General features: G+C 71.8%; 22 protein-coding genes and 1 pseudogene. 2 read left to right on the forward strand and 21 right to left on the reverse strand.

All coding sequences use genetic code 11. From position 1 onward, the window contains the following. Nucleotides 1–25: 25 nt before the first annotated feature. From hisH to hisD, 5 genes are read right to left on the reverse strand one after another with little or no spacing between them, the layout of a single operon-like run. Nucleotides 26–646 carry an imidazole glycerol phosphate synthase subunit HisH gene (gene hisH / locus BDK92_RS07080; RefSeq protein ID WP_121155717.1) on the reverse strand — a complete coding sequence of 207 codons (621 nt, stop codon included), beginning with the start codon at nt 644–646 and terminating at the stop codon, nt 26–28. Continuing rightward, nucleotides 646–804, reverse strand: coding sequence for a hypothetical protein (locus BDK92_RS38875; RefSeq protein ID WP_170208518.1), 159 nt, complete (start codon nt 802–804; stop codon nt 646–648). Before BDK92_RS38875 ends, hisH begins: the two co-directional genes overlap by 1 nt. Continuing rightward, a complete protein-coding gene (gene hisB / locus BDK92_RS07085) occupies nt 805–1,416 on the reverse strand; it encodes an imidazoleglycerol-phosphate dehydratase HisB (protein WP_121155719.1) in 612 nt (203 codons plus the stop codon). Further along, on the reverse strand, nt 1,413–2,495 hold the full coding sequence (locus tag BDK92_RS07090; protein WP_121155721.1) for a histidinol-phosphate transaminase: 1,083 nt from the start codon (nt 2,493–2,495) through the stop codon (nt 1,413–1,415). Before BDK92_RS07090 ends, hisB begins: the two co-directional genes overlap by 4 nt. Before the next feature lie 5 nt (nt 2,496–2,500). Then, the gene (hisD, locus tag BDK92_RS07095; protein WP_121161761.1) at nt 2,501–3,826 is read right to left on the reverse strand and encodes a histidinol dehydrogenase; all 1,326 of its coding nucleotides are present in this window, start codon (nt 3,824–3,826) and stop codon (nt 2,501–2,503) included. 111 nt (nt 3,827–3,937) lie between these two features. On the opposite strand from hisD, the gene BDK92_RS07100 reads away from it, so the two are divergent. Next, the gene (locus BDK92_RS07100; protein ID WP_121155723.1) at nt 3,938–4,633 is read left to right on the forward strand and encodes an LON peptidase substrate-binding domain-containing protein; all 696 of its coding nucleotides are present in this window, start codon (nt 3,938–3,940) and stop codon (nt 4,631–4,633) included. On the opposite strand, the gene BDK92_RS07105 is transcribed toward BDK92_RS07100, so the two are convergent. Next, a complete protein-coding gene (locus BDK92_RS07105) occupies nt 4,548–5,369 on the reverse strand; it encodes a DUF2567 domain-containing protein (RefSeq protein WP_425462294.1) in 822 nt (273 codons plus the stop codon). The genes BDK92_RS07100 and BDK92_RS07105 overlap by 86 nt on opposite strands. A 249-nt stretch (nt 5,370–5,618) precedes the next feature. Beyond that, on the reverse strand, nt 5,619–9,152 hold the full coding sequence (dnaE, locus tag BDK92_RS07110; RefSeq protein ID WP_121161763.1) for a DNA polymerase III subunit alpha: 3,534 nt from the start codon (nt 9,150–9,152) through the stop codon (nt 5,619–5,621). A gap of 269 nt (nt 9,153–9,421) precedes the next feature. On the opposite strand from dnaE, the gene BDK92_RS07115 reads away from it, so the two are divergent. Beyond that, nucleotides 9,422–11,266, forward strand: a complete 1,845-nt coding sequence (locus tag BDK92_RS07115; protein ID WP_121155728.1) for a hypothetical protein — start codon at nt 9,422–9,424, stop codon at nt 11,264–11,266. Nucleotides 11,267–11,356: 90 nt separating this feature from the next. Here the strand turns inward: BDK92_RS07115 and BDK92_RS41095 are convergent. From BDK92_RS41095 to BDK92_RS07190, 14 genes and pseudogenes are all read right to left on the reverse strand, one after another. Further along, nucleotides 11,357–12,226 (reverse strand): annotated as a pseudogene (locus BDK92_RS41095) (MinD/ParA family ATP-binding protein); the annotation flags it as partial. A gap of 1,319 nt (nt 12,227–13,545) precedes the next feature. Continuing rightward, a complete protein-coding gene (locus BDK92_RS38880) occupies nt 13,546–14,631 on the reverse strand; it encodes a hypothetical protein (RefSeq protein ID WP_170208519.1) in 1,086 nt (361 codons plus the stop codon). 48 nt (nt 14,632–14,679) lie between these two features. Next, nucleotides 14,680–15,639 carry an RluA family pseudouridine synthase gene (locus BDK92_RS07130; protein WP_121155732.1) on the reverse strand — a complete coding sequence of 320 codons (960 nt, stop codon included), beginning with the start codon at nt 15,637–15,639 and terminating at the stop codon, nt 14,680–14,682. After that, nucleotides 15,636–16,286 (reverse strand): signal peptidase II, encoded by a 651-nt coding sequence (gene lspA / locus BDK92_RS07135; RefSeq protein ID WP_121155734.1) that lies wholly within the window; start codon nt 16,284–16,286, stop codon nt 15,636–15,638. Before lspA ends, BDK92_RS07130 begins: the two co-directional genes overlap by 4 nt. Nucleotides 16,287–16,393: 107 nt before the next feature. Continuing rightward, a complete protein-coding gene (locus BDK92_RS07140; RefSeq protein ID WP_121155736.1) occupies nt 16,394–16,816 on the reverse strand; it encodes a TraR/DksA family transcriptional regulator in 423 nt (140 codons plus the stop codon). 504 nt (nt 16,817–17,320) lie between these two features. Then, complete coding sequence (locus BDK92_RS07150) at nt 17,321–18,823, reverse strand: potassium/proton antiporter (protein ID WP_121155741.1); 1,503 nt, start codon at nt 18,821–18,823, stop codon at nt 17,321–17,323. 22 nt (nt 18,824–18,845) lie between these two features. After that, a complete protein-coding gene (locus BDK92_RS07155; RefSeq protein WP_246016876.1) occupies nt 18,846–19,187 on the reverse strand; it encodes a DUF167 domain-containing protein in 342 nt (113 codons plus the stop codon). Beyond that, the gene (locus tag BDK92_RS07160; RefSeq protein ID WP_121155745.1) at nt 19,184–19,933 is read right to left on the reverse strand and encodes a hypothetical protein; all 750 of its coding nucleotides are present in this window, start codon (nt 19,931–19,933) and stop codon (nt 19,184–19,186) included. The genes BDK92_RS07155 and BDK92_RS07160 overlap by 4 nt, the downstream gene beginning before the upstream one ends. Nucleotides 19,934–20,000: 67 nt before the next feature. Next, a complete protein-coding gene (locus BDK92_RS07165) occupies nt 20,001–20,804 on the reverse strand; it encodes a DivIVA domain-containing protein (protein ID WP_121155746.1) in 804 nt (267 codons plus the stop codon). A 52-nt stretch (nt 20,805–20,856) separates the two neighbouring features. Further along, nucleotides 20,857–21,156, reverse strand: coding sequence for a YggT family protein (locus BDK92_RS07170; RefSeq protein ID WP_121155748.1), 300 nt, complete (start codon nt 21,154–21,156; stop codon nt 20,857–20,859). Between the two features lie 24 nt (nt 21,157–21,180). Then, entirely contained in the window at nt 21,181–21,888 is a 708-nt protein-coding gene (locus tag BDK92_RS07175; protein ID WP_121155750.1) for a cell division protein SepF, read from the reverse strand. Nucleotides 21,889–22,078: 190 nt separating this feature from the next. Further along, nucleotides 22,079–22,825, reverse strand: coding sequence for a YggS family pyridoxal phosphate-dependent enzyme (locus BDK92_RS07180; protein ID WP_121155752.1), 747 nt, complete (start codon nt 22,823–22,825; stop codon nt 22,079–22,081). Between the two features lie 11 nt (nt 22,826–22,836). Next, nucleotides 22,837–23,961, reverse strand: a complete 1,125-nt coding sequence (gene ftsZ, locus BDK92_RS07185) for a cell division protein FtsZ (RefSeq protein ID WP_121155754.1) — start codon at nt 23,959–23,961, stop codon at nt 22,837–22,839. Nucleotides 23,962–24,260: 299 nt separating this feature from the next. Further along, on the reverse strand, nt 24,261–24,998 hold the full coding sequence (locus BDK92_RS07190) for a cell division protein FtsQ/DivIB (protein ID WP_246017488.1): 738 nt from the start codon (nt 24,996–24,998) through the stop codon (nt 24,261–24,263). Between the last annotated feature and the right edge of the window lie 80 nt (nt 24,999–25,078).

Genomic DNA, 25,078 nt, shown 5'->3' on the forward strand with positions numbered 1-25,078 from the left:
CCCGTCAGCCGACCGGACGACCCGCTCACAGCGTGCCCAGCCAGTTGCGGAGCAGGGTCGCCCCGCTGTCCGCGGACTTCTCCGGGTGGAACTGCGCGGCCGAGAGCGGCCCCCGCTCCACCCCGGCGACAAACGGGGCGCCGTGTGTGCTGGTGGTCACCCGGGCACCCACACCGGCGAGCGCGACCAGGTCGGCGGCGGCGTACGAGTGCACGAAGTAGAACCGGCTCCCCTCGGGCAGCCCGGCGAAGAGCACCGAGTCCGTGGCCGGCTCGACGGTGTTCCAGCCCATGTGCGGCACCCGCTGCGCGGCGAGCCGGGTCACCCCGCCCGGCAGCAGCCCCAGCCCCTTGGTCACCACGCCGTGCTCCTCCCCGTACTCGAAGAGGACCTGCATGCCGACGCAGATGCCGAGCACCGGACGACCGGCGGCGACCCGCTCGGCGATGACCGGGCCGGCGCCGAGCGCCTCGATCCCGGCCATGCACGCCGCGTACGCGCCCACCCCCGGCACCACCAGGCCGTCGGCGACGAGCGCCGCGTCCAGGTCATCGGTCACGGTCACCTCGGCGCCGACCCGGGCCAGGGCACGCTGCGCGGAACGGATGTTGCCCGACCCGTAGTCGAGCACGACCACGCCGGGCATCACGCGTCACCCGGCATCAGCCAGAGCACGCCACCGGCGGTGGCCATCAACGCGAGCACCCCGACGAAGACGACCACGCCAACCGTCGCGCCCTGCCGGTGCAGCGACCAGGCCCCGCCGACCAGCACACCGGCGAGCACGAAGAGCGCCGGCGCCACCTACAACGCCCCCTTGGTGCTGGGTATCGCACCGGCGTTGCGCGCCTCGACGGTGACCGCCTCACGCAGCGCCCGGGAGACCGCCTTGAACTGCGCCTCCACCACGTGGTGCGCATCCGGGTGGCCACCCTCACGGGCGGCCCGCAGGACCGACACGTGCAACGTCATCCGGGCCGACTGGCCGAACGACTCCCAGACGTGCCGGGTCAGGCTGGTCGGGTAGACCGGGCCGATGTACGGCGCCAGCGCCGGCTCGTCGTGCACCACGTACGGCCGGCCGGAGAGGTCGACCGCGGCCCGGACCAGCACCTCGTCCATCGGGATGGTCGCCGACCCGTACCGCCGGATGCCGGCCTTGGCACCGAGCGCCTGGTCGAACGCGGCGCCGAGCGCGAGTGCGGTGTCCTCGACCGTGTGGTGCGCGTCGATCTCCAGGTCACCGACGGTCTGTACGGTCAGGTCGAACCCGCCGTGCCGGGCGATCTGGTGCAGCATGTGGTCGTAGAAGCCGACCCCGGTGCTGATCTCGGCCTGGCCGGTGCCGTCGAGATCGATCTCGACCAGGACCTTGGTCTCGTTGGTGGTCCGCTCGACCCGGGCGGTTCTGCTCACAGCGACTCCAGCACGATCGTCAACTCGGTCAGAAAGGCGTCCGTCTCGGCCGGGGTGCCGGCGGTCACCCGCAGCCAGCCCGGCAGGCCGACGTCGCGGACCAGCACGCCCCGGTCGACCAGGGCCCGCCAGACCACGCCCTGGTCGCCGCCGACCTCGAACAGGACGAAGTTCGCGTCGCTCTCGGCGACCCGCAGTCCCCGCTCCCGCAACGCGGTGACGATCCGGTCCCGCTGCGCCTTGATCGCGTCGACCGTGGCGAGCAGCGCGTCGCGGTGCGCCAGCGCCGCCCGCGCGGCGGCCTGGGTGAGTGCGGAGAGGTGGTACGGCAACCGGACCAACTGCACCGCGTCCACCACCGCCGGATCGGCGGCGAGGTAGCCGAGCCGGCCGCCGGCGAAACCGAACGCCTTGCTCATGGTCCGGGTCACCACCAGCCGGGGGTGGCCGGGCAGCAGGCTCAGCGCGGTCGGCGTGCCGGGGCGGGCGAACTCGGCGTACGCCTCGTCCACCACCACCATGCCGGGCGCGGCGGCGAGCACCGCGGTCACCACCGCCGGGTCCAGCGCGGTCCCGGTCGGGTTGTTCGGCGAACAGAGCAGCACCACGTCCGGCCGGTGCGCCTCGACCTGCGCGACCGCGTCCGCGGCGGTCAGCCCGAACTCCGCGCCCCGGCGGCCGTCCACCCAGGTGGTGCCGGTGCCGAGCGCCAGCAGCGGGTGCATGGAGTACGCCGGGGTGAAGCCCAACGCGGTCCGCCCCGGCCCACCGAACGCCTGGAGCAGCTGCTGCTGGATCTCGTTCGACCCGTTCGCCGCCCAGAGGTTCGCCGTACCGAGATCGTGCCCCAGGTAGTCGGCCAGGTCGGCGCGGAGCGCCAGCGCGTCCCGGTCCGGGTAGCGGTTCAGGTCGGCGAGCTCCGCGTGCAGCGCCTTGCCGATCGCGTCCACCACGGTTTCCGGCACCGGGTACGAGTTCTCGTTGGTGTTCAGCCGCACCGGTACGTCCAACTGCGGCGCCCCGTACGGCGAGCGCCCGCGCAGCTCCGGGCGGAGCGGCAGGTCTTCGAGGGAGGTCACGACGGTTACCGGTACCGCTCGTCGGGGAACCGGACCGCGACCGCCTGCCCGTGCGCGGGCAGGTCCTCGACCTCGGCCAGGGTCACCACGTGCCGGGCCACGTCCCGGAGGGCGGCCTCGTCGTACTCGATGATGTGGATGCCGCGCAGGAACGACTGCACCGAGAGTCCGGAGGAGTGCCGGGCGCAGCCACCGGTGGGGAGCACGTGGTTGGAGCCGGCGCAGTAGTCACCGAGCGACACCGGCGCGTACGGGCCGACGAAGATCGCCCCGGCGTTACGTACCCGCAGCGCCCACTGCCGGGCGTCCCGGGTCTGGATCTCCAGGTGCTCGGCCGCGTACGCGTCGACCACCCGCAGCCCCGCCTCGAGGTCGTCGACGAGCACCACCCCGCTCTGTGCCCCGGAGAGCGCCTCGGTGATCCGGGGGCTGTGCTTGGCCGAGGCGATCTGACGGGTCAGTTCCCGCTCGACCGCGTCGGCCAGCTCCAGCGAGGGCGTGACCAGCACGCTCGCCGCGAGCGGGTCGTGCTCGGCCTGGCTGATCAGGTCGGCCGCGACGTGCGCCGGGTCGGCGGTCTCGTCCGCCAGGACGGCGATCTCGGTCGGTCCGGCCTCGGCGTCGATGCCGACCACCCCGCGCAGCAGCCGCTTCGCGGCGGTGACCCAGACATTGCCCGGACCGGTGATCATGTCGACCGGGACGCACCGGGTGTCACCCGAGGCGTCGGTGGTCGCGCCGTACGCGAGCATCGCCACCGCCTGCGCGCCGCCGACCGCGTACACCTCCTCGACGCCGAGCAGGGCACAGGCGGCGAGCACCCGGTCGTCGGGCAGGCCGCCGTTCTCCCGCTGCGGCGGGCTCGCGACCACCAGCGACCGGACCCCGGCCGCCTGCGCCGGTACCACGTTCATCACCACGGTCGACGGGTACATGGCCAGGCCACCGGGGACGTAGAGGCCGACCCGCTCGACCGGCACCCAGCGCTCGGTGACGGTGCCACCGGGGACCACCTCGGTCACCGTCTCCGTACGCCGCTGGTCGTCGTGCACCCGGCGGGCTCGCGCGATGCTCTCGGTCAGGGCGGCCCGGACCGCCGGGTCGAGCGCCCGCTCGGCGGCGGCGATCGCCTCGGCCGGCACCCGGAGCTGGTCCAGGGTCACCCCGTCGAATCGATGGGTGGCCTCCCGGATGGCCCCGAAGCCATGCGCGCGCACCGCCTCGACGATCGGGCGGATCTGCTCCACCGCGACCGAGACGTCCAGTTGGGCCCGGGGCAACAGGCCCCGCGGGTCACGCGCGCTGCCGCGCAGGTCGATCCGGTTCAACACGCCCACGAGTCTAGGCGGCGCGGATCGGGAGGACCGACGCGCGCCCAGCCGGCGGGACGGTGAGTCAAACCACTCACCCCCAAGGTGTGCGAAACCGGCTAGGCTCGACCGGTGCACGCGCGGCTGCCGGTGTTCCCGCTCGGAACGGTGCTCTTCCCCGGTTTGGTCCTGCCGCTGCACATCTTCGAGGAGCGGTACCGGGAACTGGTACGGCACCTGATCGGGCTCCCCGACGGCACCCCGCGCGAGTTCGGCGTGGTCGCCATCCGCAGCGGCTGGGAGACCCGGCCCGCCGCCGGCCAGGGCGGGTCCGACGCCGCGGTCACCCTGCACGAGATCGGCTGCACCGCCGAGGTGCGCCAGATCACCGAACTCGCCGACGGCCGGTTCGACCTGGTCACGGTGGGACGCCGACGGTTCCGGATCAACGAGGTCGACGAGTCGGCCGCGCCGTACCTGACCGCCGAGGTGGAGTGGCTGCCCGAGCCGGGCGGTCAGGAGGAGGCGGCCGACCTGCTGGCGCCCCGGGTGCTCGCGGTGTTCCGCCAGTACCTGAGCCTGGTCCGGGCCGAGCCGGAGGAGATCTCGGAGCAGTTGCCGGACGACCCCACCGTGCTCTCCCACCTGGTGGCGGCCACCGCGTCACTGACCGTGGCGGACCGGCAGCGCCTGCTCGCCACCCCGGACACCGCCGGTCGACTCCGGGCGGAGCTGCGACTGCTCAGTCGCGAGGCGGCTCTGCTGCGCCAGGTGCGGGCGGTGCCGGTGCCGTTGACGGAGCTGGGAGCGCCACCGAGTCCCAACTGACCCCGACCGGCTCCGGCTCTGCGCCGAGCCCGGCGTACCGGGACCAGCCGGCCAGCATGGTGTACATCACCACCGCGCCGAACGCCGGGACCAGCAGGTCGCCACGGAGCGCCGGGATGAACCCGAAGATCCACTCGAATCGACCGGCGCGCAGGTCCGGGGGCTTGCCGAAGGTACTTCCGGCGGCCGAGGTCTCCAGCAGGTGGTGGTACTCGCCGAGCCCGATGTGGCGACCCACCTGCCAGGCGACCACCGCCGCGCCGAGTGCTCCGAGGCCCGCCACCACCATGCCGATCGGACCGCGGTAGCGGCGCAGGAAGAGCCAGACCAGGATCGCCGCCAGCAGGCCGAAGATCAGGCCGAAGAGGGCGAACCAACCGTCGGCGGCGACGAACTCCTCCGGCTGCGGCTGGGCCAGCACGGCCCCGCCGTCGGCCTGGATCACCGGCACCGAGGGCGCGACCGCCCGCCAGAGCAGCCCGAGCGGCACACCGAGCAGGACCAGCACCAGCACCGCGACCACTCCGGCGGTGAGCGTCCGCCACGGCTCGCCGCGCCGGGCCGGCACCGGCTGGTCGTACGCCGGAACCTCCGCGGCGGCCGACGGACCCGGCACGTCGCCGGCGCCCCCCGCCTCGCTCTCCGGGCCGTCGGGACCACCGGTTCCGACCGCGTCCGGCGCGGTCGTCGCGGACCGGGGCGGGTCGTCGGAGGTTTCCGGGGCGGTACGCGGCACCCCGTCCCGGACGGGGCTGGCCTCGTCCGCGGGTTGCTCGTTCTCGGGGGTCGCCGGGCTCACTCCGTGATCCTCTCAGGCCGCCCGGTCGCGCCGGGCGGCGGATCCACGACTCGACCCGACCCGGCTGGCGCGTCGTCCGTCGGCGTGGCGAGCGGCCGGCCCGGTTCGTTCCCGGCGCCGGGGCGACCACCGTCCGGCACGTTCACCGGTGTGCCGGGACGGTCACGGTGGCGCGCGGGTGACCGGTCAGCCGGCGACCGCGCTCGGCCCGAGCAGCGCCTTGAGGTCGGCCATCAGCGCGGTGCTCGGCGCGACCCGCATCCGGCCGAGCCGCAGCAGGGTGCCCCGGGATCCGTTGACGAGCCTGACGTGCACCTCGGCCGAGCCGGGATGGCTGGTCAGCACCTCACGGAGCCGTTCGACCAGGGGCGGGGTGCAGCGGGACGGCGGCAGTGCGAGCACCACCGGCTTCACCTCGTCGGCCGCGGTGATCTCCGGCATGGACATGTCCATCGCCATCAGCCGGGGCTGGTCGTCCCGCCGGTCCACCCGCCCCTTGATCACCACGATCGCGTCTTCGGCGATGTACTGGCCGACCACCTCGTAGGTGTTGGGGAAGAAGAGCACCTCGACCGCGCCGCCGAGGTCCTCCAGGGTGGCCGAGGCCCAGGCCCGGCCCTGCTTGGTGATCCGGCGCTGCACCCCGGAGAGGATGCCGGCGAGGTTGACGATCTGGCCGTCCGCGACGTTGCCCTCCTCCGCCAGCGAGGCGATCGACATGTCGGCCGCGGCGGCGAGGACGTGCTCCACCCCGAAGAGCGGATGGTCGGAGACGTAGAGGCCGAGCATCTCCCGCTCGAAGGTGAGCAGGTCCGTCTTGTCCCACTCGGTGGTCGGGATGGTGGGCGTGACCGAGATGCCGGGGACCGCGCTCGCCTCGCTCTCGAAGGCGGTACCGAAGAGGTCGTACTGACCGGTCGCCTCCTTCTTCTTCACGTCGAGGAAGGAGTCGATCGCGTCGGTGTGCACCGCGAGCAGCCCCTTGCGGGTGTGCCCGAGCGAGTCGAACGCCCCCGCCTTGATCAGCGACTCGATGGTCTTCTTGTTGCAGGCGACCGCGTCCACCTTGCGCAGGTAGTCGTAGAAGTCGGTGAACCGGCCCTTCTCCTTGCGGGTCCGGCGGATCGACTCGACCACGTTCGCGCCGACGTTGCGGACCGCCGCCAGGCCGAACCGGATGTCCTCGCCGACGGCGGCGAAGCGGGCGTTGGACTCGTTCACGTCCGGCGGCAGGACCTTGATCCCCATCCGCCGGCACTCGGCCAGGTAGACAGCGGACTTGTCCTTGTCGTCACCGACGGAGGTGAGCAGCGCACCCATGTACTCGGCCGGATAGTTCGCCTTCAGGTACGCGGTCCAGTACGACACCACCCCGTACGCCGCGCTGTGCGCCTTGTTGAACGCGTAGTCGGAGAACGGGACGAGGATGTCCCAGAGGGTCTTGATCGCCTCGTCGGAGTAACCGTTGGCCTTCATACCGGCGGCGAACGGCTTGAACTCCTTGTCGAGGATCTCCTTCTTCTTCTTACCCATCGCCCGACGCAGCAGGTCCGCGGCGCCGAGGGTGTACCCGGCCACCTTCTGCGCGATCGCCATGACCTGCTCCTGGTAGACGATCAGCCCGTAGGTGTCGCCCAGGATCTCGGCGAGGGACTCGGCCAACTCGGGGTGGATCGGCACCACCGGTTTGCGCTTGTTCTTGCGGTCGGCGTATTCGTTGTGCGCGTTGGCGCCCATCGGACCGGGCCGGTAGAGCGCGCCGACGGCGGAGATGTCCTCGAAGTTGTCCGGCGCCATCGACCGGAGCAGGGCCCGCATCGGTCCGCCGTCGAACTGGAACACGCCCAGGGTGTCACCCCGGCCGAGCAGGGCGTACGTGGCCGCGTCGTCCAACGGCAGGTCCTCGAGGACCAGGTCGATGCCCCGGTTTTCCTTGATCGACTCCAGGCAGTCGTCCATGATGGTCAGGTTGCGCAGGCCGAGGAAGTCCATCTTCAGCAGGCCGATGGTCTCGCAGGCACCCATGTCCCACTGGGTGATGATCGAGCCGTCCTGCTCGCGCTTGTGGATCGGCAGCACGTCGAGCAGCGGGTCCCGGGACAGGATCACGCCGGCCGCGTGTACGCCCCACTGGCGCTTGAGGCCCTCCAGCCCCTTGGCCGTGTCGACGATCTTCGCCACTTCGGCGTCGGAGTCGTAGAGCGACCGGAACTCGGCCGCCTCCTGGTAACGCGGGTGGTTCTTGTCGAAGATGCCGCCGAGCGGGATGTCCTTGCCCATCACCGCCGGTGGCATCGCCTTGGTGATCCGGTCACCGACCGCGAACGGGTAACCGAGCACCCGGGCGGCGTCCTTGATCGCGGCCTTCGCCTTGATCGTGCCGTACGTGATGATCTGCGCGACCCGGGCCTCGCCGTACTTCTCCGTGGCGTAACGGATCATGTCACCGCGCCGACGCTCGTCGAAGTCCATGTCGATGTCGGGCATCGAGATGCGGTCCGGGTTGAGGAACCGCTCGAAGAGCAGGCCGTGCTGCATCGGGTCGAGCTCGGTGATGCCGAGCGCGTACGCGATCAACGCACCGGCGGCCGAACCACGGCCCGGACCGACCCGGATGCCCTCCCGCTTGGCGTACGCGATGAGGTCGGCGGTGACCAGGAAGTAGCCGGGGAAGCCCATCTTCAGGATGACGTCGAGCTCGTACTCGGCCTGCCGCTGGCGGTCCTCGGGCACCCCGTTCGGGAACCGCCGGGCCAACCCACGCATGACCTCCTTGCGCAGGAAGGTCTCCTCGGTCTCGCCCTCGGGCACCGGGAACTGCGGCATCAGGTTCCGGGAAGCGAACATCACCGAGTAGTCACCGATCTTCTCGGCGATCTCCAGGGTGTTGTCGCAGGCCCCCGGTACCTCGGCGTCCCAGATCGCCCGCATCTCAGCCGGCGACTTGAGGTAGAAGTCCCGGGCGTCGAACCTGAACCGCTTCGGGTCGGCCATCGTCGAGCCGGACTGCACGCAGAGCAGCACCTCGTGCGCGTCCGCGTCGGCCGCGTGGGTGTAGTGCAGGTCGTTGGTGGCGATCGGCTTCAGGTTCAGGGTCTTGCCGAGGCGGATCAGGTCCTGCCGGATCCGGGTCTCGATGTCCAGCCCGTGGTCCATCAACTCCAGATAGAAGTTGTCCGCGCCGAAGATGTCGCGGAACTCCGCCGCCGACTCGCACGCCTTCTCGAAGTTCCCGATCCGCAACCAGGTCTGCACCTCACCGGACGGACAGCCGGTGGTGGCGATGATGCCCTTGCCGTACTGGTTGAGCAGTTCCCGGTCGGCCCGGGGCTTGTAGAAGTAGCCCTCCAGGCTCGACCGGGAACCGAGGGCGAAGAGGTTGCGCAGCCCGTCGGCGTCCTGGGCCAGCATGGTCATGTGGGTGTACGCCCCACCACCGGAGACGTCGTTCTCGCCACCGTCGGCCCAGCGCACCCGGGTCCGGTCCCGCCGGTCGGTACCGGGGGTCAGGTACGCCTCCAGGCCGATGATCGGCTTCACCCCGGCGGCTGTCGCCTGCTTGTGGAAGTCGTACGCGCCATAGAGGTTGCCGTGGTCGGTCATCGCGAGGGCGGGCATGCCGAGCCGGTTGGTCTCGGCGAAGAGCTCCTTGAGCCGGGCCGCCCCGTCGAGCATCGAATACTCGGTGTGCGTGTGCAGGTGCACGAACGAGTCAGACACCGGGACCCCCTTCACCTCAGCGTCAGCACGAACGGGCGTCCCCGGGCGACCGGCCACGGGGGCCGGTCCGGGGTCGCCAGACCGAGAAGCCTAGTCCCCTCTTCGGCGGACGAGGACCGCCGACACCCGTGCGGGAGAAGAGACACATCACGGTTGCTCGGGGGCGCACCGTCACCGCCTCCCGGCGCCCGGCACCGACTGCGATACCGTCTCAATCCAGTCGTGGCAGTCCGCCATGCAGCCATAGCTCACCTGTCGAAGGAAGAACCATGACCGCCCACGACAGCACGGTCGTACCAACCCCGCGGCAGGAGGTGACGGCCCCGCTGCATCAGGGCGAAACGGTACTCACCGACCGCCCGGAGGCCGCCAACCCGGCCCACGCCGGAGCCGGCGACACCAGCGGTACGGGCACCGGCAACGCCCGCCGACCCCTGTGGTTCGCGCTCGAGGTGCTGGCCAGCGTCGCCACGGCGGTCGCGTTCCTGGCCTGGAGCCGGAACATCGACGTCGACCCGCTCGACCGCAAGGGGCAGGTCAGCGGACTGGCCGCACTGCAGTTCCGGTTCGCCGTGGTCGCCATCGTCGTGGTCGCGGCCCTGGTCGTGGCACACCGACTCCTCGACGACACGCGTCGTAAGCGAGCGGTCACCATCGGTTGCGCGGTTATCGCCGGCCTGACCACCGGACTGGTCGCCGGTGGCATCGACGTCGCCCTCCGTGGCACCCAGTGGGGCCTGTGGGCCGGCGGCGGCGACTACAGCTGGATCCTCGACTGGGTCAGCCGGATGCAGCGCGGCGAAGCGGTGCCGAACCACTACCCGCCGGTCATCTTCTGGCTGATCCGGGGCTGGGCGAAACTGAGCGACCAGCCCGCCGCGTACGCGATCAAGGAGATCCAACTGGTCGGCACCGCCCTGTTCGGGCCGGCCGCCTACCTCGCCTGGCGCCTGGTCCTGCGCCCCGTCTGGGCGCTGGGCATCGGCGTGGTCGCCATGCTGCCGTTCATCGAGCCGGTCAAGCCGTACCCGCAGATCACCCTCGTGATGCTGATGCCGGTCCTGGTCAGCTTCCTGCAACTGATCCGGCGCAGCGCCACGCTGAGCACCCGCCGCGCGATCGGGCTCGGTGTCGCGTTCGGCGGCGGCCTGGGCCTGCTGTTCCTGCTCTACTCCGGCTGGTTCGTCTGGTGCGCCCCCGGCGCCGCCGCGGCCTTCCTTTTGCTCGCCCCGTGGCGACGAGGGTGGGCCAAGGTCCTGACCGTCGGCACCTCGGCGCTGGTCTCGATGATCCTGGTCTCCTGGGTACACCTGCGCGGACTGCTCTCCGACACCGGCGGGACCTCGGACAACTACTTCTACTTCGACACCAACACCGAGCCGACCTACTTCGCCATGTGGCGCAACGACCGCCCCGCCGACGTCGGCCCGGTCTGGCCGCCGCTCGGCGAACTCGGCGGCGTCGGACTGTTCACGATCTTCCTCGCGGTCGGGCTCGGTCTCGCGCTCTGGTTCGGCTGGCGGCGGACCGTGGTGGCCACCATCGGACTCAGCGCGGTCAGCAGCTGGCTGCTGCGGATGTGGCTGGCCAGCGAGCAGTGGGAGACGCTGACCGTACGCCTGTACCCACGGACCACCATGATCCTGCTCTACTGCATGCTGCTCCTCGCCGGCTTCGGGGTGCTCTTCGCCTTCACCGCACTGCGCGAACGGCTCCGGGCCAGCCCACTGCTCACTCCGGTGACCGGGGGGCGGGCCGGAGCGGGAGTGCCGATCGGGATCATGTTCATCCCGCTGTTGCTGGTCCTCGCCTCGGCCGGCTCCGCCACCGCCAACCACTACATGCCCGACAGCCGTCGGGACAGCACCGGCTACTTCGCCTGGATCGCCCAGACGAGGTGGTACCCGCACGAGAAGACCTGCTCGGCGTACGGCCGCCTGCACGACTGCGGTACGTCCGACCGGTCCACCTCGCCGGCGGCGGTCAACACCCCACCCCCCAGCCCCAGCGTCACACCGACGCCCACCCCGGCGACGGCGTCGCAGCCGGCACCGCAGACCTCCAGCGGCGCACCGGCGCGACGGCCCTCGCCGAGCAGCACGGCGACCCGCTGATCGGACAGAACGACAACTGACCGGTCCGACCCCCGGGGGGTCGGACCGGTCAGTTTTTTGGACCACTCCCGAGCGCCGGCACCAGCCGGGTCAGCGGGCGAAGGGCTCGATCATCACCGAGGCCGCCTTCAGCCACGCCTGCCGCGTCTCGTGCTGGAGGTTGGCGTACTCGATCGACGAGCCGCTCTCCAGTGCCGGGTCGTACGGCACCACCACCACCGCCCGGGTACGGGTGGCGAAGTGCCGCTCCAGGTCCGCCTGCAACGGCGAGCGGCCCGGTGTCGGGCAGGAGACCAGGGTGACCGCGTTGTCCGCCAGTTCGCCCATGCCCACCTCGTGCAGCAGGTCGAGCATCCAGTCGGCGGCGAACGCGGCGTCCTCCCTCGGCACGGTGGTGACCACCAACTGGTCGGCGGCCTGGATCACCGTCTGCCAGTTGACGCTCTCCACGTTGTTGCCGGTGTCGACACAGATCACGTCCTGGGTACGGCGCAGCAGGTCGAGCACCCGTCGTACGGTCTCCTTGTCCAGCCGGGAGGCGAACCGTGGGCTCTCCTCCCCGGCGAGGACGTTGTACGAACCGTCCGAGGCGTGCCGCAGATAGTCGTCGAGACGCCCGGTCAGGTCCGTACCGTTGCGAATCTCGACCTCGGCCAGGTCGGTGATGAGGTGCCGGATGGTCCGGGCATGCCGGGCGCTGCCCGCGCGCAGCCCCAGGGTGCCGCGAAGCTCGTTGTCGTCCCAGGCCAGCACGCCCCGGCCCCGCACACTGCCGACGGTGGCTGCGGCGAGCACGGTCGCGGTGGTCTTGTGCACCCCGCCCTTGGGGTTGGCGAAGGCGAGCACCCGGGGCGTGCCGAGGTCGCGGCGCAGCACGCTGACCGCCCGCTCGACCTCCACGTCCGGCTCGCCGTCACGCCACTCGACCCGACCCTGCGCATAGCCGTTGCCGCTGGCGGGCACGGCGGCGGAACGGGCGGCGCTGGCGGGCGCCGCGGTGGCACGGGCGGCGCTGGCGGTCCGCACGGGCGCGACCCGCGCCGCCGCGGTCACCGGGCCGGGCGGCGGAACGGGATCCGGCAGCGGCGGCGGCACAGCCGGCGCCTGGGTCGGCATCGGGGCGACGGCGGCAGCACCGGCGCTCGGCATGGGTACGCCCATCGGTACGACGACCGGCACCGAGGCGGCGCCGGCCGGAGCGGCACCCACCGGGGGCGCGGCAACCGGGGCGGCACCGACCGGCGGTACGCCGACCGGGGCGGAGCGGTTCGGCGAATAGCCCGGATCAACCCGCCCGTACGCACCGGGCTCCGCCCGACCGTAATCCTGGTCGCCCCGCGCGTAGTCCGGCTCGACCCGACCGTAACCAGCGGTGGGCTCGGGCCGACCGTACTCCGGCTCGACGCGACCGTAGCCGGGCGCCTCGGGCCGACCGTAGTCGTTCTCCGGCGCGCTGCGACGGGCTCCCGGGTCGGCGCGACCGTAGCCGGCCGCGACCTCGGGCCGACCGTAGCCCGGCTCGGCCTGACCGTAACCGCCACCGACCTCCGGGCGGCCGTACGCCGGCTCGGGCTGACCGTAACCACCGGCACCAACCGGAGTACCTGGGGTACCGGGAACACCCGGAGTACTGGGAACACCCGGTCCAGCGGGGCCGGCGGGCACCTCGGGCCGGCCGTAACCCGGCTCGGCCTGACCGTAACCACCGCCGACCTCCGGCCGTGCGTAACCGGGGTCGGCGCGACCGTAGTCCACGTCCCCGGCGGCCCGCCGGTAGTCGGACTCCAGCGCCGCGTACCGGGACTCCACCGGTGGCCCCAGGTCGCGGTAACCGTTGTCCAGCACCGCATAGCGGGACTCGGACGGTTGCCCGGGACCGGGGTCGTAACCCCCGGCGGTGGGCTCCGCCCGGTATCCGCCGTCAGCGGGATCGTCGAAGTCCCAACCGGACCGACCACCGCCGGCACGGGGACCGGCGAGTTCGGCCGACCCACCGGCCGCCCGGATCTCGTCTACCCAGCGGTCCTCCGGCTCGGCCTGCTGTTCGGTGGAACGGCCGCCAAGCCGTGCTCGGTCCAGCAACGCGCGCCAACGCGGTGCTGGTTCCGCCGGCCGGCTCCAGCCGGTCTCGGTGCCGTCCACGGCTCGCCCTCCCAGCGCCTTCGGTGCCCCGCCTGACAAGGCTATGAGGCAAACCCTATTAAGGCCACACCGGAGCCCCTACACCAGTGTCCGGTTCGCCAGACATTGCGCTTACCGTGCCGCCGTGACCTGGTCCCTCACCGCGCCTCCACCTCGACGATCTCCGTGGGCTCCACCAGGACATCGTCGGCGACGGCCGGCACTGTCGACGCCACCGGCGGGGCCGGCGTCGACGGTTCGACCGGGGGCTGCGGGGCCGACGGCGGGGCGGTGGTCGGCTCCGACGTCGGCGGGCTCACACTCACCGGCGCGGTCGGCGGCGTCGACGGGGGCGTCGGGTCGAGACTGGGATCCGGTGCCGGAGTCCCGCTCGCGGGGGCGGTGGTCGAACCGCCGGACGGGGTCGGCGACCCGTCGTCGGCCGGCGGACGCACCACGTCCCGCTGCTCCGGCAGGGGCGGGGTGAACACGGCCCGGTCCAGACGACGTACCTCCGGCGCCGCGTCGACCGCGCGTACGCCGGGCCGGGCCGCCACCCGGTCGAGCACCGTCGGGGTGGCGCGGACGATCGCCGCGTAGACACACGAGCAACCCGAGCCGTACGCGGTCGCCTCGTCGAGCGCGACCTGCGCACCACTGTCGTACAGCCGGCGGAGTTCCTGGTCGGCGTCGGGCGGCAGCTCGGCGGCGCGGGCCCGGTAGTCGGCCGCCTCCCGGTCCTTGCGCTCGGCGACCCGACGCATGCCGGCGACCACGTCCGCCGGGATACGCATCGCCGGGATACGGACGAGTTCGGTCTGGGTCTGCGGTCGGGGCACCCGGCCGAAGACCTCCGACACCGACACGTCGCCGATGATCGGGGTCAACCGGTCAGGTGCCAGGTACGCCGCCAGGGTGACCAGCGCGTACGTCTCGCCGCCCGGTTCGTCCGGCGGGGTGGCGACCAGCGCCTTCAACTCGCTACGGCTGGACTCGACGTAACCGGGGATGGACTCTCCCTCGATCACCCCGACCCGGGTCACCTCGCCCACCGTGGTGTCGCCCCCGACCTGCGCCCGGTCGGCCGCCCAGACCGCCGTGACGAGCACCGCGACCGAGGAGAACAGGGCGGCGGTGGTGAGCACCCGCATCCGCAGCGGCCCCTGCCCGAGCCGGACCAGACCCCTGGCCAGCGGGGGGAGCAGTCGTCGGTCCAACTGTCGCAGCAGGTCCCCGGGGCGCACGGACGGAACTCCCCCTCGTCGGGCGGTCGATAGCGGTCGCGTCGACGCTCAGTCGCGGAGTATCGCGAGAGCGTTCTTCAGATCGTCAGGGTAGTCGCTGACGAAGCGAACCTCTTCGGCCGTACGGGGGTGGAGAAAACTGAGCTCTCGGGCATGCAGCCACTGCCGTTCCAGCTTGAGTCTGCCGGAAAGCGTCGGATCCGCACCGTACGTCAGGTCACCCACGCAGGGGTGGCGCAGCGCGGAGAGGTGCACCCGGATCTGGTGCGTACGGCCGGTCTCGAGCCGGACGTCGAGCAGGCTCGCCGAGGGAAACGCCTCGAGCGTGTCGTAGTGGGTGATGCTGGGCTTGCCGTCGGCGACCACGGCCCAGCGGTAGTCGTGGTGCGGGTGGCGGTCGATCGGGGCGTCCACCGTGCCCCGCAGCGGGTCGAGATGGCCCTGCACCACGGCGTGGTAGCGCTTCTCGACCTCGCGCACCTTGAACGCCCGCTTGAGCGAGCTGTACGCCTGTTCGCTCTTGGCCACCACCATCACACCGGTGGTGCCGACGTCGAGCCGGTGCACCACGCCCTGCCGCTCGGCGGCACCGCTGGTGGCGATGGTGTGCCCGATGCCGGCCAGCCCGCCGATCACCGTCGGGCCGGTCCAACCCGGGCTCGGGTGGGCGGCGACCCCGACCGGTTTGTCCACCACGACGATGTCGTCGTCGGCATAGATCACCCGTAGTCCGGGCACGGCCTGGGGAATGATCTGCGGCGCGACCGGTGGGGCCGGCAGCGTCACCTCCAGCCAGGAACCGGCGCTGACCTTGTCGGACTTCGGTCGCGCGACCCCGTCGACCAGCGCGTCACCGGCTTCGACCAGGGCGGCGGCGGCGGTGCGGGAGAGCCCGAACAGGCGGGCGACCGCCTGGTCCAGCCGCATCCCGTCGAGCCCGTCCGGCACCGGCAACGAGCGCTGGTCGCCGACCGCGCGGGCCGGCCCTGAGTCATAGGTGGAAATCATTTCGCATCCCGATCCCGAGTGCCCGAACTGGCTTCTGGATCGCCGTCCTGAGCGGTCGCGGCACCCGACTGGGCGCCCTTGTCAGCCGAGCTGTTGCGGATCCGGGTGCCGTCCCGCTGCCGTCCCGTCAGTTCGAGCAGGATGGCCAGGATCACGCCGCTGACCAGCGCGCTGTCCGCCAGGTTGAAGATCGGCCAGGTCTGCCCGTACGGGTCGAAGAGGCTGACCATGTCGACCACGTGGCCGAGGAACGGGCCCGGGGCGCGGAAGATCCGGTCGACGAAGTTGCCGAGCGCCCCGGCGAGTACGAGCCCGAGCGAGATGGCCCAGGGCAACGAGCGCAGCTTGGTCGCCATCCAGCTGATCCAGCCGACCACGCCGACGGTGACCAGGGGGAAGACCCAGGTGTACTCGGAGCCGAGGCCGAACGCCGCGCCGCTGTTGCGGATCAGGGTGAGGTACACCGCCCCGCCGAGCAGGCGTACCGGCTCACCGTCGGTGAGGTTCGACAGGGCGAGCTGCTTGGTGCCGATGTCGGCGAGCAGGACCAGCAACGCGGTCGCCACCAGGATCGTGATCGCCCGCCGACGGCCCACACCCGCCTTCGGCACGGCGGTGTCGGGCCCGTCGGGCCGTACTGCGGTCATCTGCTCCCCATCGACGTTCAGCGGTACTGCCCTTCACCCGTGGCGACGCAGTCCCGCGGTCCGCGCGGCCCGGGGGTGTGCCCCCCGAACCACGTCGGACCGGTCGCTCAGCGTCGCTCTTCCAACTGTTTGCAGGAGACGCAGAGGGTGGCGGACGGGAACGCGGCGAGCCGCTCCACCGGGATCGGGTTGCCGCACTTCTCACACCAGCCGTAGCCGCCCTCGTCGAGCCGCTCCAGCGCCCTCTCCACCTGCGTGATCCGCTCCAGGATGCTGTTGGCGAGAGAGATCTCCTGCTCCCGCTCGAACGTCTTGGTACCGGTGTCGGCCTGGTCGTCACCGGCCGAGTCGGTCAGACGGTCGCGCTGCAGCTCGGTAATCTCGCTCAGCGTCTGATCGTACTCGGCGCGCAAGTCATCCCGCCGGGCCGCCAGCGCCGCGCGGATCTTCTCGGTCTCCGCGACACTGCGGGAGGCCCTCTCCGCTGACTTGCGGCCCGCGGCGGTCTTGGTGTCAGCTGGCTTCGCCATCGTCGCTCCCTCGGCCGCGTTCCCCGCGGCGATCGGCGGTGCCTGGAAGGATCTGTTCCGCGACACGGAGACTGGATCCGGCCGCGCCGTTCGCGGTCACCCCGGTGGTGTCCGCCGCACTCGTGACCGGGGCCCGCCGAGCCTTGGCCCACTTCGCGAGCGTGGCCGGACTGGGCGGGGTCACGGGTGTGACCGACGGCGTCGGGCGGTCCTCCGCCCCACCGGCGGGTACGGCCTGGGCCGCCTCCGGCGCCGGTGTGCCCGTCGGCCGTTCGCCGCCGTTCTTCTCTGGTGACGAACCCGGATCCGGGGCCGCCTCGCCCGCGGTCTGCGCCCGCTCGGCCATTGCGCCCCCCAGTTGCAAAACGGGCGCGCGGCGGGCCGCCGCGCACTCCGGAGGTTGGCAAGAATACGGAACGTATACGCGTCCGACAACACGCCGCACCGATGTCACGCATTTCACCCCGGACTAATCCCTAATCCGGGCAAAAAGAACCTAGCAGATCATCCCTCGCGATCGTCCCCGCTTTCCCCGAACCACCGGGCCAGCCGCCCGCGCCGGCTGACCGCCCGCAGCCGGCTCTCGGCCGCGTCCCGAACCCGCTCGGTGGCGACCACCAGCAGGCTGTCGCCCACCTTCAGGCGGGTGTCCGGAGCGGGTACGAAGCCGGTGCCGTCGCGGAGCACCAGGGTCACCGCCGCGCCGACCGGCAGCCGAAGCTCGTCGATGTGCACCCCCACGAGTCGGGAACCCGACGGTACTTCCAACTGGAGCAGGTCCGCGCCCATCCGCTCCAGCGGCGCCGTCTCCACCCGCAGCTCCGCCGCCTCCGCCGGGGCGACCACCCCCAGCCAACGGGCCACCGGGGCGAGCGTCGAGGTCTGCACCACCGTGAAGATGACGACCAGCACGAACACCGCGTCGAAGAGCCGGTCGGCCCCGGGCATCCGCTCGGAGAGCGGGATGGTGGCCAGCACGATCGGCACGGCCCCCCGCAGCCCCGCCCAGGAGAGGAAGACCTGCTCCCGCAGCCGGCTGCCGAACGGCGCGGCGGCGACCGCCACCGACAGCGGACGGGCCAGGAAGACCAGGGCCAGCCCGGCGACCACCGCCGGCAGCAGGGCGTTGTCCAGGCGCCCGGGCGACGCCAGGAGCCCGAGCAGGACGAAGAGGCCGATCTGGGCCAGCCAGGCCAGCCCGTCGGCGAACCCCAGGATGGCCGCGCGGTGGGGCAGCCGGGCGTTGCCGAGCACCACCCCGGAGACGTACACGGCGATGAACCCGGAGGCGTGCAGCACGGTACCGGCGCCGTAGGCCAGCACGGTCAGCCCGACCGCGGCGATCGGGTAGAGCCCGGACGAGGGCAGCGCGGCCCGACGCAGGGTCCACCGCCCGCCGAGGCCGACCAGGAAGCCGACCGCCGCCCCGGCCACCAGCTCGTAGACGACCAGGAGCGCTTCCTGCCACCACGGGTGCGCGCCGAGTGCCGGGGTGGCCAACAGGATGACCAGCAGCACCACCGGGGCGTCGTTCATTCCCGACTCGGCCTCGACGGTGGCCACCAGTCGGGGTGGCAGCCGCAGCCGGCGCAGGGTGGCGAAGACCGCCGCCGCGTCGGTCGACGACAGCACCGCGCCGTACAGCAGGGCGAGCCGCCAGTCCAACCCGAGCAGGAGGTGGACCGCCACTCCCACCACCGCGATGCTGACCACCACACCGACGGTGGAGAGCATCAGGGAGAGCCCGAGGACCGGGCGCAACGTACTCCAGCGGGCGGTCAGCCCACCCTCGGCGATGATCACGATCAGCGCGCAGAAGCCGAGCACCCGGGTCAGTTCGGCGTCGTCGAAACGGATGCCGAGGCCCGACTCGCCGATCGCCACCCCGATGGCCAGGTAGACCAGGAGACTGGGCACACCGAGCCGGGTGGAGAGCCGGACGGCGCCGACGGCGATCAGCAGTACCGCCGCTCCGACCAGGAGGGCGACATCGAGTCCGTGTGTCATGCGCGCCCCGCGCGGACGGCCCTCACCCGGGAATCCCGTCGCGCAACCGACGCAACCGGGCGTCCAGCTCCCCGGCCACACCGGTGACCAGGAAGAGCTTGTCCCGGCTGGCGGCACCGGTCCGCAGGGTCACCGCACCGGGGCGCACCTCCAGCGCCCGGGCCAGCGCCAGTCGGGCGGCCTCGGTCGCCCGGCCGTCGGCCGCCGGCGGGTTGACCGCGATCACCAACGCCGAGCCGTACGGGCCCGCGAAGCAGCCACCGACCCGGACCCGGGCGGACCCGGGCTTGACCCGGACCGCGACGGTCACCACGTCGGGGCTGGCGGACGCGGCCCCACCGGCCGGCACGACGCGGCGGCTCAACCGCGGTGGATGTTGGCCAGCAGTGCGGTGTCCGGCGCGCAGATGGCGCACGGAGTGAAGCCGAGCTCGACCGCCTCGCCAACGGGCAGCGGTTCGGTCTCCCGGTCCCGCAGGTGCGGGCAGTCGGCCAGGTGGTAACGCGGCCGGCCATCGACCACCAGGATGTCGTCGGTCATCCGGGCGACCCGGGCGGCGTCGGCGGGATCGACCCGCTGCGCCGCCGGCTCGTCCGGGTACGGGTCGTCGTCGACCTCGGCCGCCGCGACGGTACGGTCCTCGGACCATGGCGGCGCCCCGTCGGCCAGCCCTGCCGCCTCAGCCGGTTGCCGCCGGCCTCGGTCGTCGGTGCTGGTCGGATCGGGGCGACCGTACTGGTATCCGCCCTGGTGGGGAACCAGTACCTCGACCGGGCCGTCGTAGCCTGCCGAACCGAAGCTGGTCGGCTGGTCGTCGAGCTCGTCCCGTGCCGGTCGCCACCGTCGTTCAGCGGTGCGCGCACCGGCCGCGGCCCGGCGAGGGTGTGGTTCTCCAACACCCTCGCCACCGGCCCGCAGGTCTGACTCCTCGTCGGAGTCAGTCGCACCAGCGCGGATGGCAGCCGCCTGGCGGGCGCCCACCACCAGCGCGACGGCAGCCAGCAGGCTCGCCGCGATGGAGGCGACCAGCAACACGCTCGAACCGTTGGCCAGCCCGAACACGAGCAGCGCGACCGCGACGAGGATGAGCAGGAGACTTCCGACTATCACGGCTCACCCCTCGCCGCTTCGTTTCCAGCTGTTGTCGTGTGGTACGGGCTGAACTGGAGCGAGCGGGTCAGCGCCCGGCTTCAAGCGCGCCGGACCGGCTGCCACCGTAGGAGTTGGCCAGCCCTGCCGCAGCGAGGCTCGCGGATCCGCCACCAGACCGATTGCCGTCGGTCCGGGTCATCTCCGCTTCGAGACCCTGTCCACGCCCGTCGAGGTCCCGCAGCTGGCTCTCCAGGTAAGCCTTGAGCCGGGTGCGGTACTCACGCTCGAACTGCTTGAGTTCCTCGATGTGCTTCTGCAGCGCCGTGCGCTTGGCGTCCAGGCCGCCCATGGCCTCCTGGTGCCGCTGCCGCGCGTCCCGCTCGAGGGCGTCGGCCTTGGCCCGCGCCTCGCGGGTGACCTCCTCGGCCTTGGACCGCGCGTCGGAGAGCAGCTTGTCGGCCTCGCGACGGGCGTCCGACACGTGGTCGTCGGCCGTACGCTGCGCCATCATCAGCACCCGCAGTGCCTGCTGCTCGCCATCGCCGCCCGCGACCGGACCGCCCTGGGAACGCACCTGCTCCAGCTCGGCCTGCATCGCCCGGGCGGCCTGCTCGGCCGCCGCCTTGTCGCGCTGCACCCGGTCGAGCTGGGCCTTGACATCGTTCAGCTCTGCGGCCAGTCGCGGGTCGGCGCCCGGGCCGGCTGGAGCGCCGCCACGTCCGCCGCGCTCCACCTGGGCGCGAAGCTCATTGTTCTCCTCGATCAGACGGGCGAGCTCTCGCTCGACCTCGTCCAAGAAGGCGTCGACCTCCTCCTCGTCGTACCCCCGCTTGCCGATCGGCGGCTTCTTGAAGGCGACGTTGTGTACGTCAGCCGGGGTCAGCGGCATCGAAACTCCTCGGGTCAGTTGCGGCCGCGTAGCGCGCTGGTCACCTGGTAGATCACCTGATGATCAACGGCCTTAACACGAACTCCATCAGCACGAACAGGATAACCAGGAGCACAAGGGAGGCCAGGTCGATGCTCACGGTACCAATTCGCAACGGTGGGATCACACGCCTCAACGCCTTGAGGGGCGGATCAGTGACGCTCCACACCGTTTCGAGTCCTGCCGACGCTCCGCGACCCGGCTGCCAGCGGCGACCGTACTGAAGCACGGCGCCAAGGACAAAACGGGCTAAAAGAACCAGCAAAAAGACGTAGAGGATCAGGTACAGGACTTGGAACAGGATCGAAGACACGGCAGGCGAGATCCCTCGGTCGGGCTAACTCAGGCTGAAAAACCCACCCTCAGCGATCTTGGCCTTGTCCTCCGCGGTGACCTGGACGTTAGCCGGTGAGAGTAGGAACACCCGGTTGGTCACGCGCTCGATCGTACCGCGCAGCCCGAAGGCCAACCCGGCGGCGAAATCGACCAATCGGCGGGCATCGGCCTCATCCATCTCGGTGAGGTTGATGATCACAGGTACCCCATCGCGGAAGTGTTCGCCGATGGTCCGTGCCTCACGGTATGTGGTCGGATGCAGAGTGGTGATCTGATACCGCTGGTCCTCGTCGGGCGCCGACCGCTCACGCAACTGCACCTGCGGCGCGAGCGCCAGGTTGTCGCGGGTGTGGTAGCTCAACGCCGAGGACGGCTCCGGCGAACTCGGCCGGGTGATCGACCGTACGCTGGCACGCTCGCCCCGCTCGGGACGTTCGGTCCGCTCCGGACGGTCACCGTCAGACCGATCCAGATCAGCGGTACGGGTGCCGCTCCGCTCACTCAACCGGCCACGGTCGGTGGACCGGGCGCGTGGCACCGCCGGCTCGTCCGGCTCGTCGTCCTCGTCGGCGAACTCCTCGGCGTACCGGCTCTGCCGGTAGCGCGAGTCGCCGCGGTAACCGGCCTTCTCGTAGCCGTCGTCGTAGGCCCGCTCGTCGTCCTCTTCGACCAGCCCGAGCCAGACCCCCGCCTTGCGCAGTGCACCCATCGCCGCGCCCCTCCGTCCGCCGTGCGACACGCCCCCCGTGCCCATGCCACTGTCACGCGCGTGAACACTGCAGTGCCCACCGGTTCAAGGCCGCTCCCCGACGGCCGGTGTCCCGGTCGTCCCCCCTACCCCCCGATGGCGGTGAGTACGCCTCAAACAACACTGTTGTAGTTTGGTGTCCGTTGCCAGGCTACCGCAGCGTGGAACGCATTCCGAGCAACGCGCTACCGACGCGCACATGTGTCGCGCCGTAAGCGATCGCCGCCTCCAGGTCACCACTCATACCGGCGGAGAGCAGTCCGGCCCCCGGATGGTCGGCCCGCAGCCCGGCGGCCAGCTCGGCCAGGCGCGCGAAGGCCCGTTCCGGTTCCCAGCCCAGCGGCGCCACCGCCATCAGCCCGGCCAGCCGCAACGCGTCCCGGCCGGCGATCTCGTCGGCCACCCGCTCCAGCCCCCGGTCGTCGTCGGCGCTGCCCGCCAGTGCCCCGCCCCGCTCGGCGTCGCCGTCGATGCTGACCTGCACCAACACCTCGAGCGGCCGGTCCCGGTGGCGCGCCGCCGCGCCGGCCAGCGCCCCCGCCAGACGTACGCTGTCCACCGAGTGCACCAGGTCGGCGTACTCGACCACCGAACGAGCCTTGTTGCGCTGGAGCTGACCGACGAAGTGCCAGCGGACGTCCGCCCCGGCGGCGGCCACCTCGGCCGCCTTCGGTGCCGCCTCCTGGTCCCGGTTCTCGCCCAGCTCCCGCACACCGAGCCCGGCCAGCAACAGAGCGTCACTGGCCGGGTACGTCTTGGTCACCGCGATCAGGGTGACCGCGTCCCGGGGCCGACCGGACGCCTCGGCGGCGTGCGCGATGCGGTCCCGGGTACGGGCCAGAGCGTCCTGGAGTTGCGCGCGGCGGTCACGCTGCGCCGCGCTGGCTGGTGCACTCATCACCGGTCGACTCAGGAACCGTTCTTGAGGAAGTCCGGCACGTCCACGTCGTCGAAGAGGACCCGGCGGGGCGACTGGGTGGGCGCGGGCGGCGTACTCGGCGTGGCCGAGCCCGACCCGTGCGTGGCCGCGGGCTGCGGCTGGGGCGGGACCGACTTGCGCGGCGCCTCGGCCGCCTTGTACGACGGCGTACCGCCGTCGAAACCGGCCGCGATCACGGTCACCCGGACCTCGTCGCCGAGGGCGTCGTCGATGACCGCACCGAAGATGATGTTGGCGTCCGGGTGGGCCGCGTCGGTGACCAGCTGGGCGGCGTCGTTGATCTCGAAGAGGCCGAGGTCGGACCCACCGGCGATGGAGAGCAGGACACCGCGCGCACCGTCCATGCTCTGCTCCAGCAGCGGGCTGGAGATGGCCGCCTCGGCGGCCTCCACCGCCCGGTTGTCGCCCCGGGCGCTGCCGATACCCATGAGCGCGCTGCCGGCCCCGCTCATCACGCTCTTCACGTCGGCGAAGTCCAGGTTGATCAGACCCGGCGTGGTGATCAGGTCGGTGATGCCCTGCACACCGGAGAGCAGCACCTGGTCCGCCTGACGGAACGCGTCCATCATGCTGATACCCCGGTCACCCAGGGCGAGCAGCCGGTCGTTCGGGATCACGATCAGGGTGTCGCACTGGTTGCGCAGTTCTTCTATTCCCGCCTCGGCCTGCACCTGCCGCCGCTTGCCCTCGAACGAGAACGGGCGGGTGACCACACCGATGGTCAGGGCGCCGAGCTTGCGGGCGATGTTCGCCACCACGGGCGCGCCACCGGTGCCCGTACCGCCGCCCTCGCCGCAGGTGACGAAGACCATGTCGGCGCCCTTGAGCACCTCTTCGATCTCGTCGCGGTGGTCCTCGGCGGCGTTCTTGCCGACATCGGGGTTCGCGCCCGCCCCGAGGCCCCGGGTCAGCTCGCGGCCGACGTCGAGCTTGACGTCGGCGTCGCTCATCAGCAGAGCCTGGGCGTCGGTGTTGATCGCGATGAACTCGACGCCCTTGAGTCCAACCTCGATCATCCGGTTGACGGCGTTGACGCCGCCGCCACCGATGCCGACGACCTTGATGACCGCCAGGTAGTTGTGCGGAGGTGTCATCGGGGTCCTTCCCTTCGAGATTGGCGGGCGCCGACCCGTCGCGTGGCCCGGCCGGACCATGGTCGACGTCCACCCCGGTACGAGGGGCGAAGGGAAACCCTCACCCTCTACTAGAGAGTTATAGTTATGTCAACCACTGATCCTCTCCGGGCAACGTAAGCGCCCCCGCGTCCTCAACCAAGGACCCGCGCGGCGTGTCGCCACGCCCGTCCAGGATCGGTGGAGCCGACGCCCACGATCGACCCGGCGAAACTCCACTCCGGCCACCGCCAGCCGAGCCCACCGCCGGACCCGCCGGATCAGCGGATCGTGACCACGTCCGGGGAACTCACATCGATGGTGTCGGTGCGCTGGCCGAGCAGGGCGGTCGCCACACTGGCCTTCTTGTCGCTCTCGGTCGCGTCACCCCAGACCACGGTCCGGTCGTCCGCGAGCCGCACCAGGATCCGCGCCGGCCCCTCGACCGCCACCTCGACGAGCCCCTCACGCAACTGCGGGGTCAACGCGCCGAGCACCTGCAGGGCGGCCCGGGTCGCCGGGTCGTCCCGCCCTGGTCCGGGGACCTGAACCAGCGGCAGCCCGGCCGGCCGCTGGGCGACCGTCCGGAACACCACCCCGGCCCGGTCCACCACGGCGAACTGCCGGCCCTGCGGCACCACCGCCGCCGGGGTCCGCTCGACCACCTCGATCAGCAACGCGCCCGGCCAGTGTCGGGAGACCGTCGCCCGCTCCACCGGGGCCAGCGCACCGACCCGGTCACCGACGGCGGCCAGGTCCACCCGGGCCAACGGCTGCCCGTCCGGCACCGCGGCCGCCTCCCGTACCTGCTCCGGGCTGACCAGGTCGGTTCCGGTCACCCGTACCTCGCCGACCCCGAGCAGCGAGGTGCCGTAGACGACCCAGCTGACCAGGCCGGCGAGGGCCAGCACACCGCCGGCGATCGCCCACGGCAGCACCGCGCGCAGCTGCCGCTGGCGGGCCCGACGCATGAACCGCCGGGCCGACGGCGGCACCGCGTCGCTGCCGGCCCGGACCAGACGCCAACGCCGTCCCGCGCCGCTGCGCCCGACCGACCCGGACCCGCCCCGGCCGTTGGAGCCGGAGCCGACGGACGAGC

The sequence above is a fragment of the Micromonospora pisi genome (assembly GCF_003633685.1).
In the GTDB taxonomy this organism is placed as follows: domain Bacteria; phylum Actinomycetota; class Actinomycetes; order Mycobacteriales; family Micromonosporaceae; genus Micromonospora_G; species Micromonospora_G pisi.

Excerpts from the sequence above, each read along its gene's own strand:
- BDK92_RS07165 (WP_121155746.1), bottom strand. The coding sequence starts at position 20,804 with ATGCCGCTGACCCCGGCTGACGTACACAACGTCGCCTTCAAGAAGCCG.
- BDK92_RS07115 (WP_121155728.1), top strand. The coding sequence starts at position 9,422 with ATGACCGCCCACGACAGCACGGTCGTACCAACCCCGCGGCAGGAGGTG.
- lspA (WP_121155734.1), bottom strand. The coding sequence starts at position 16,286 with ATGACCGCAGTACGGCCCGACGGGCCCGACACCGCCGTGCCGAAGGCG.
- BDK92_RS07180 (WP_121155752.1), bottom strand. The coding sequence starts at position 22,825 with ATGAGTGCACCAGCCAGCGCGGCGCAGCGTGACCGCCGCGCGCAACTC.
- hisH (WP_121155717.1), bottom strand. The coding sequence starts at position 646 with ATGCCCGGCGTGGTCGTGCTCGACTACGGGTCGGGCAACATCCGTTCC.
- BDK92_RS07175 (WP_121155750.1), bottom strand. The coding sequence starts at position 21,888 with ATGGGTGCACTGCGCAAGGCGGGGGTCTGGCTCGGGCTGGTCGAAGAG.
- ftsZ (WP_121155754.1), bottom strand. The coding sequence starts at position 23,961 with ATGACACCTCCGCACAACTACCTGGCGGTCATCAAGGTCGTCGGCATC.
- BDK92_RS07140 (WP_121155736.1), bottom strand. The coding sequence starts at position 16,816 with ATGGCGAAGCCAGCTGACACCAAGACCGCCGCGGGCCGCAAGTCAGCG.
- BDK92_RS07130 (WP_121155732.1), bottom strand. The coding sequence starts at position 15,639 with ATGATTTCCACCTATGACTCAGGGCCGGCCCGCGCGGTCGGCGACCAG.
- BDK92_RS07150 (WP_121155741.1), bottom strand. The coding sequence starts at position 18,823 with ATGACACACGGACTCGATGTCGCCCTCCTGGTCGGAGCGGCGGTACTG.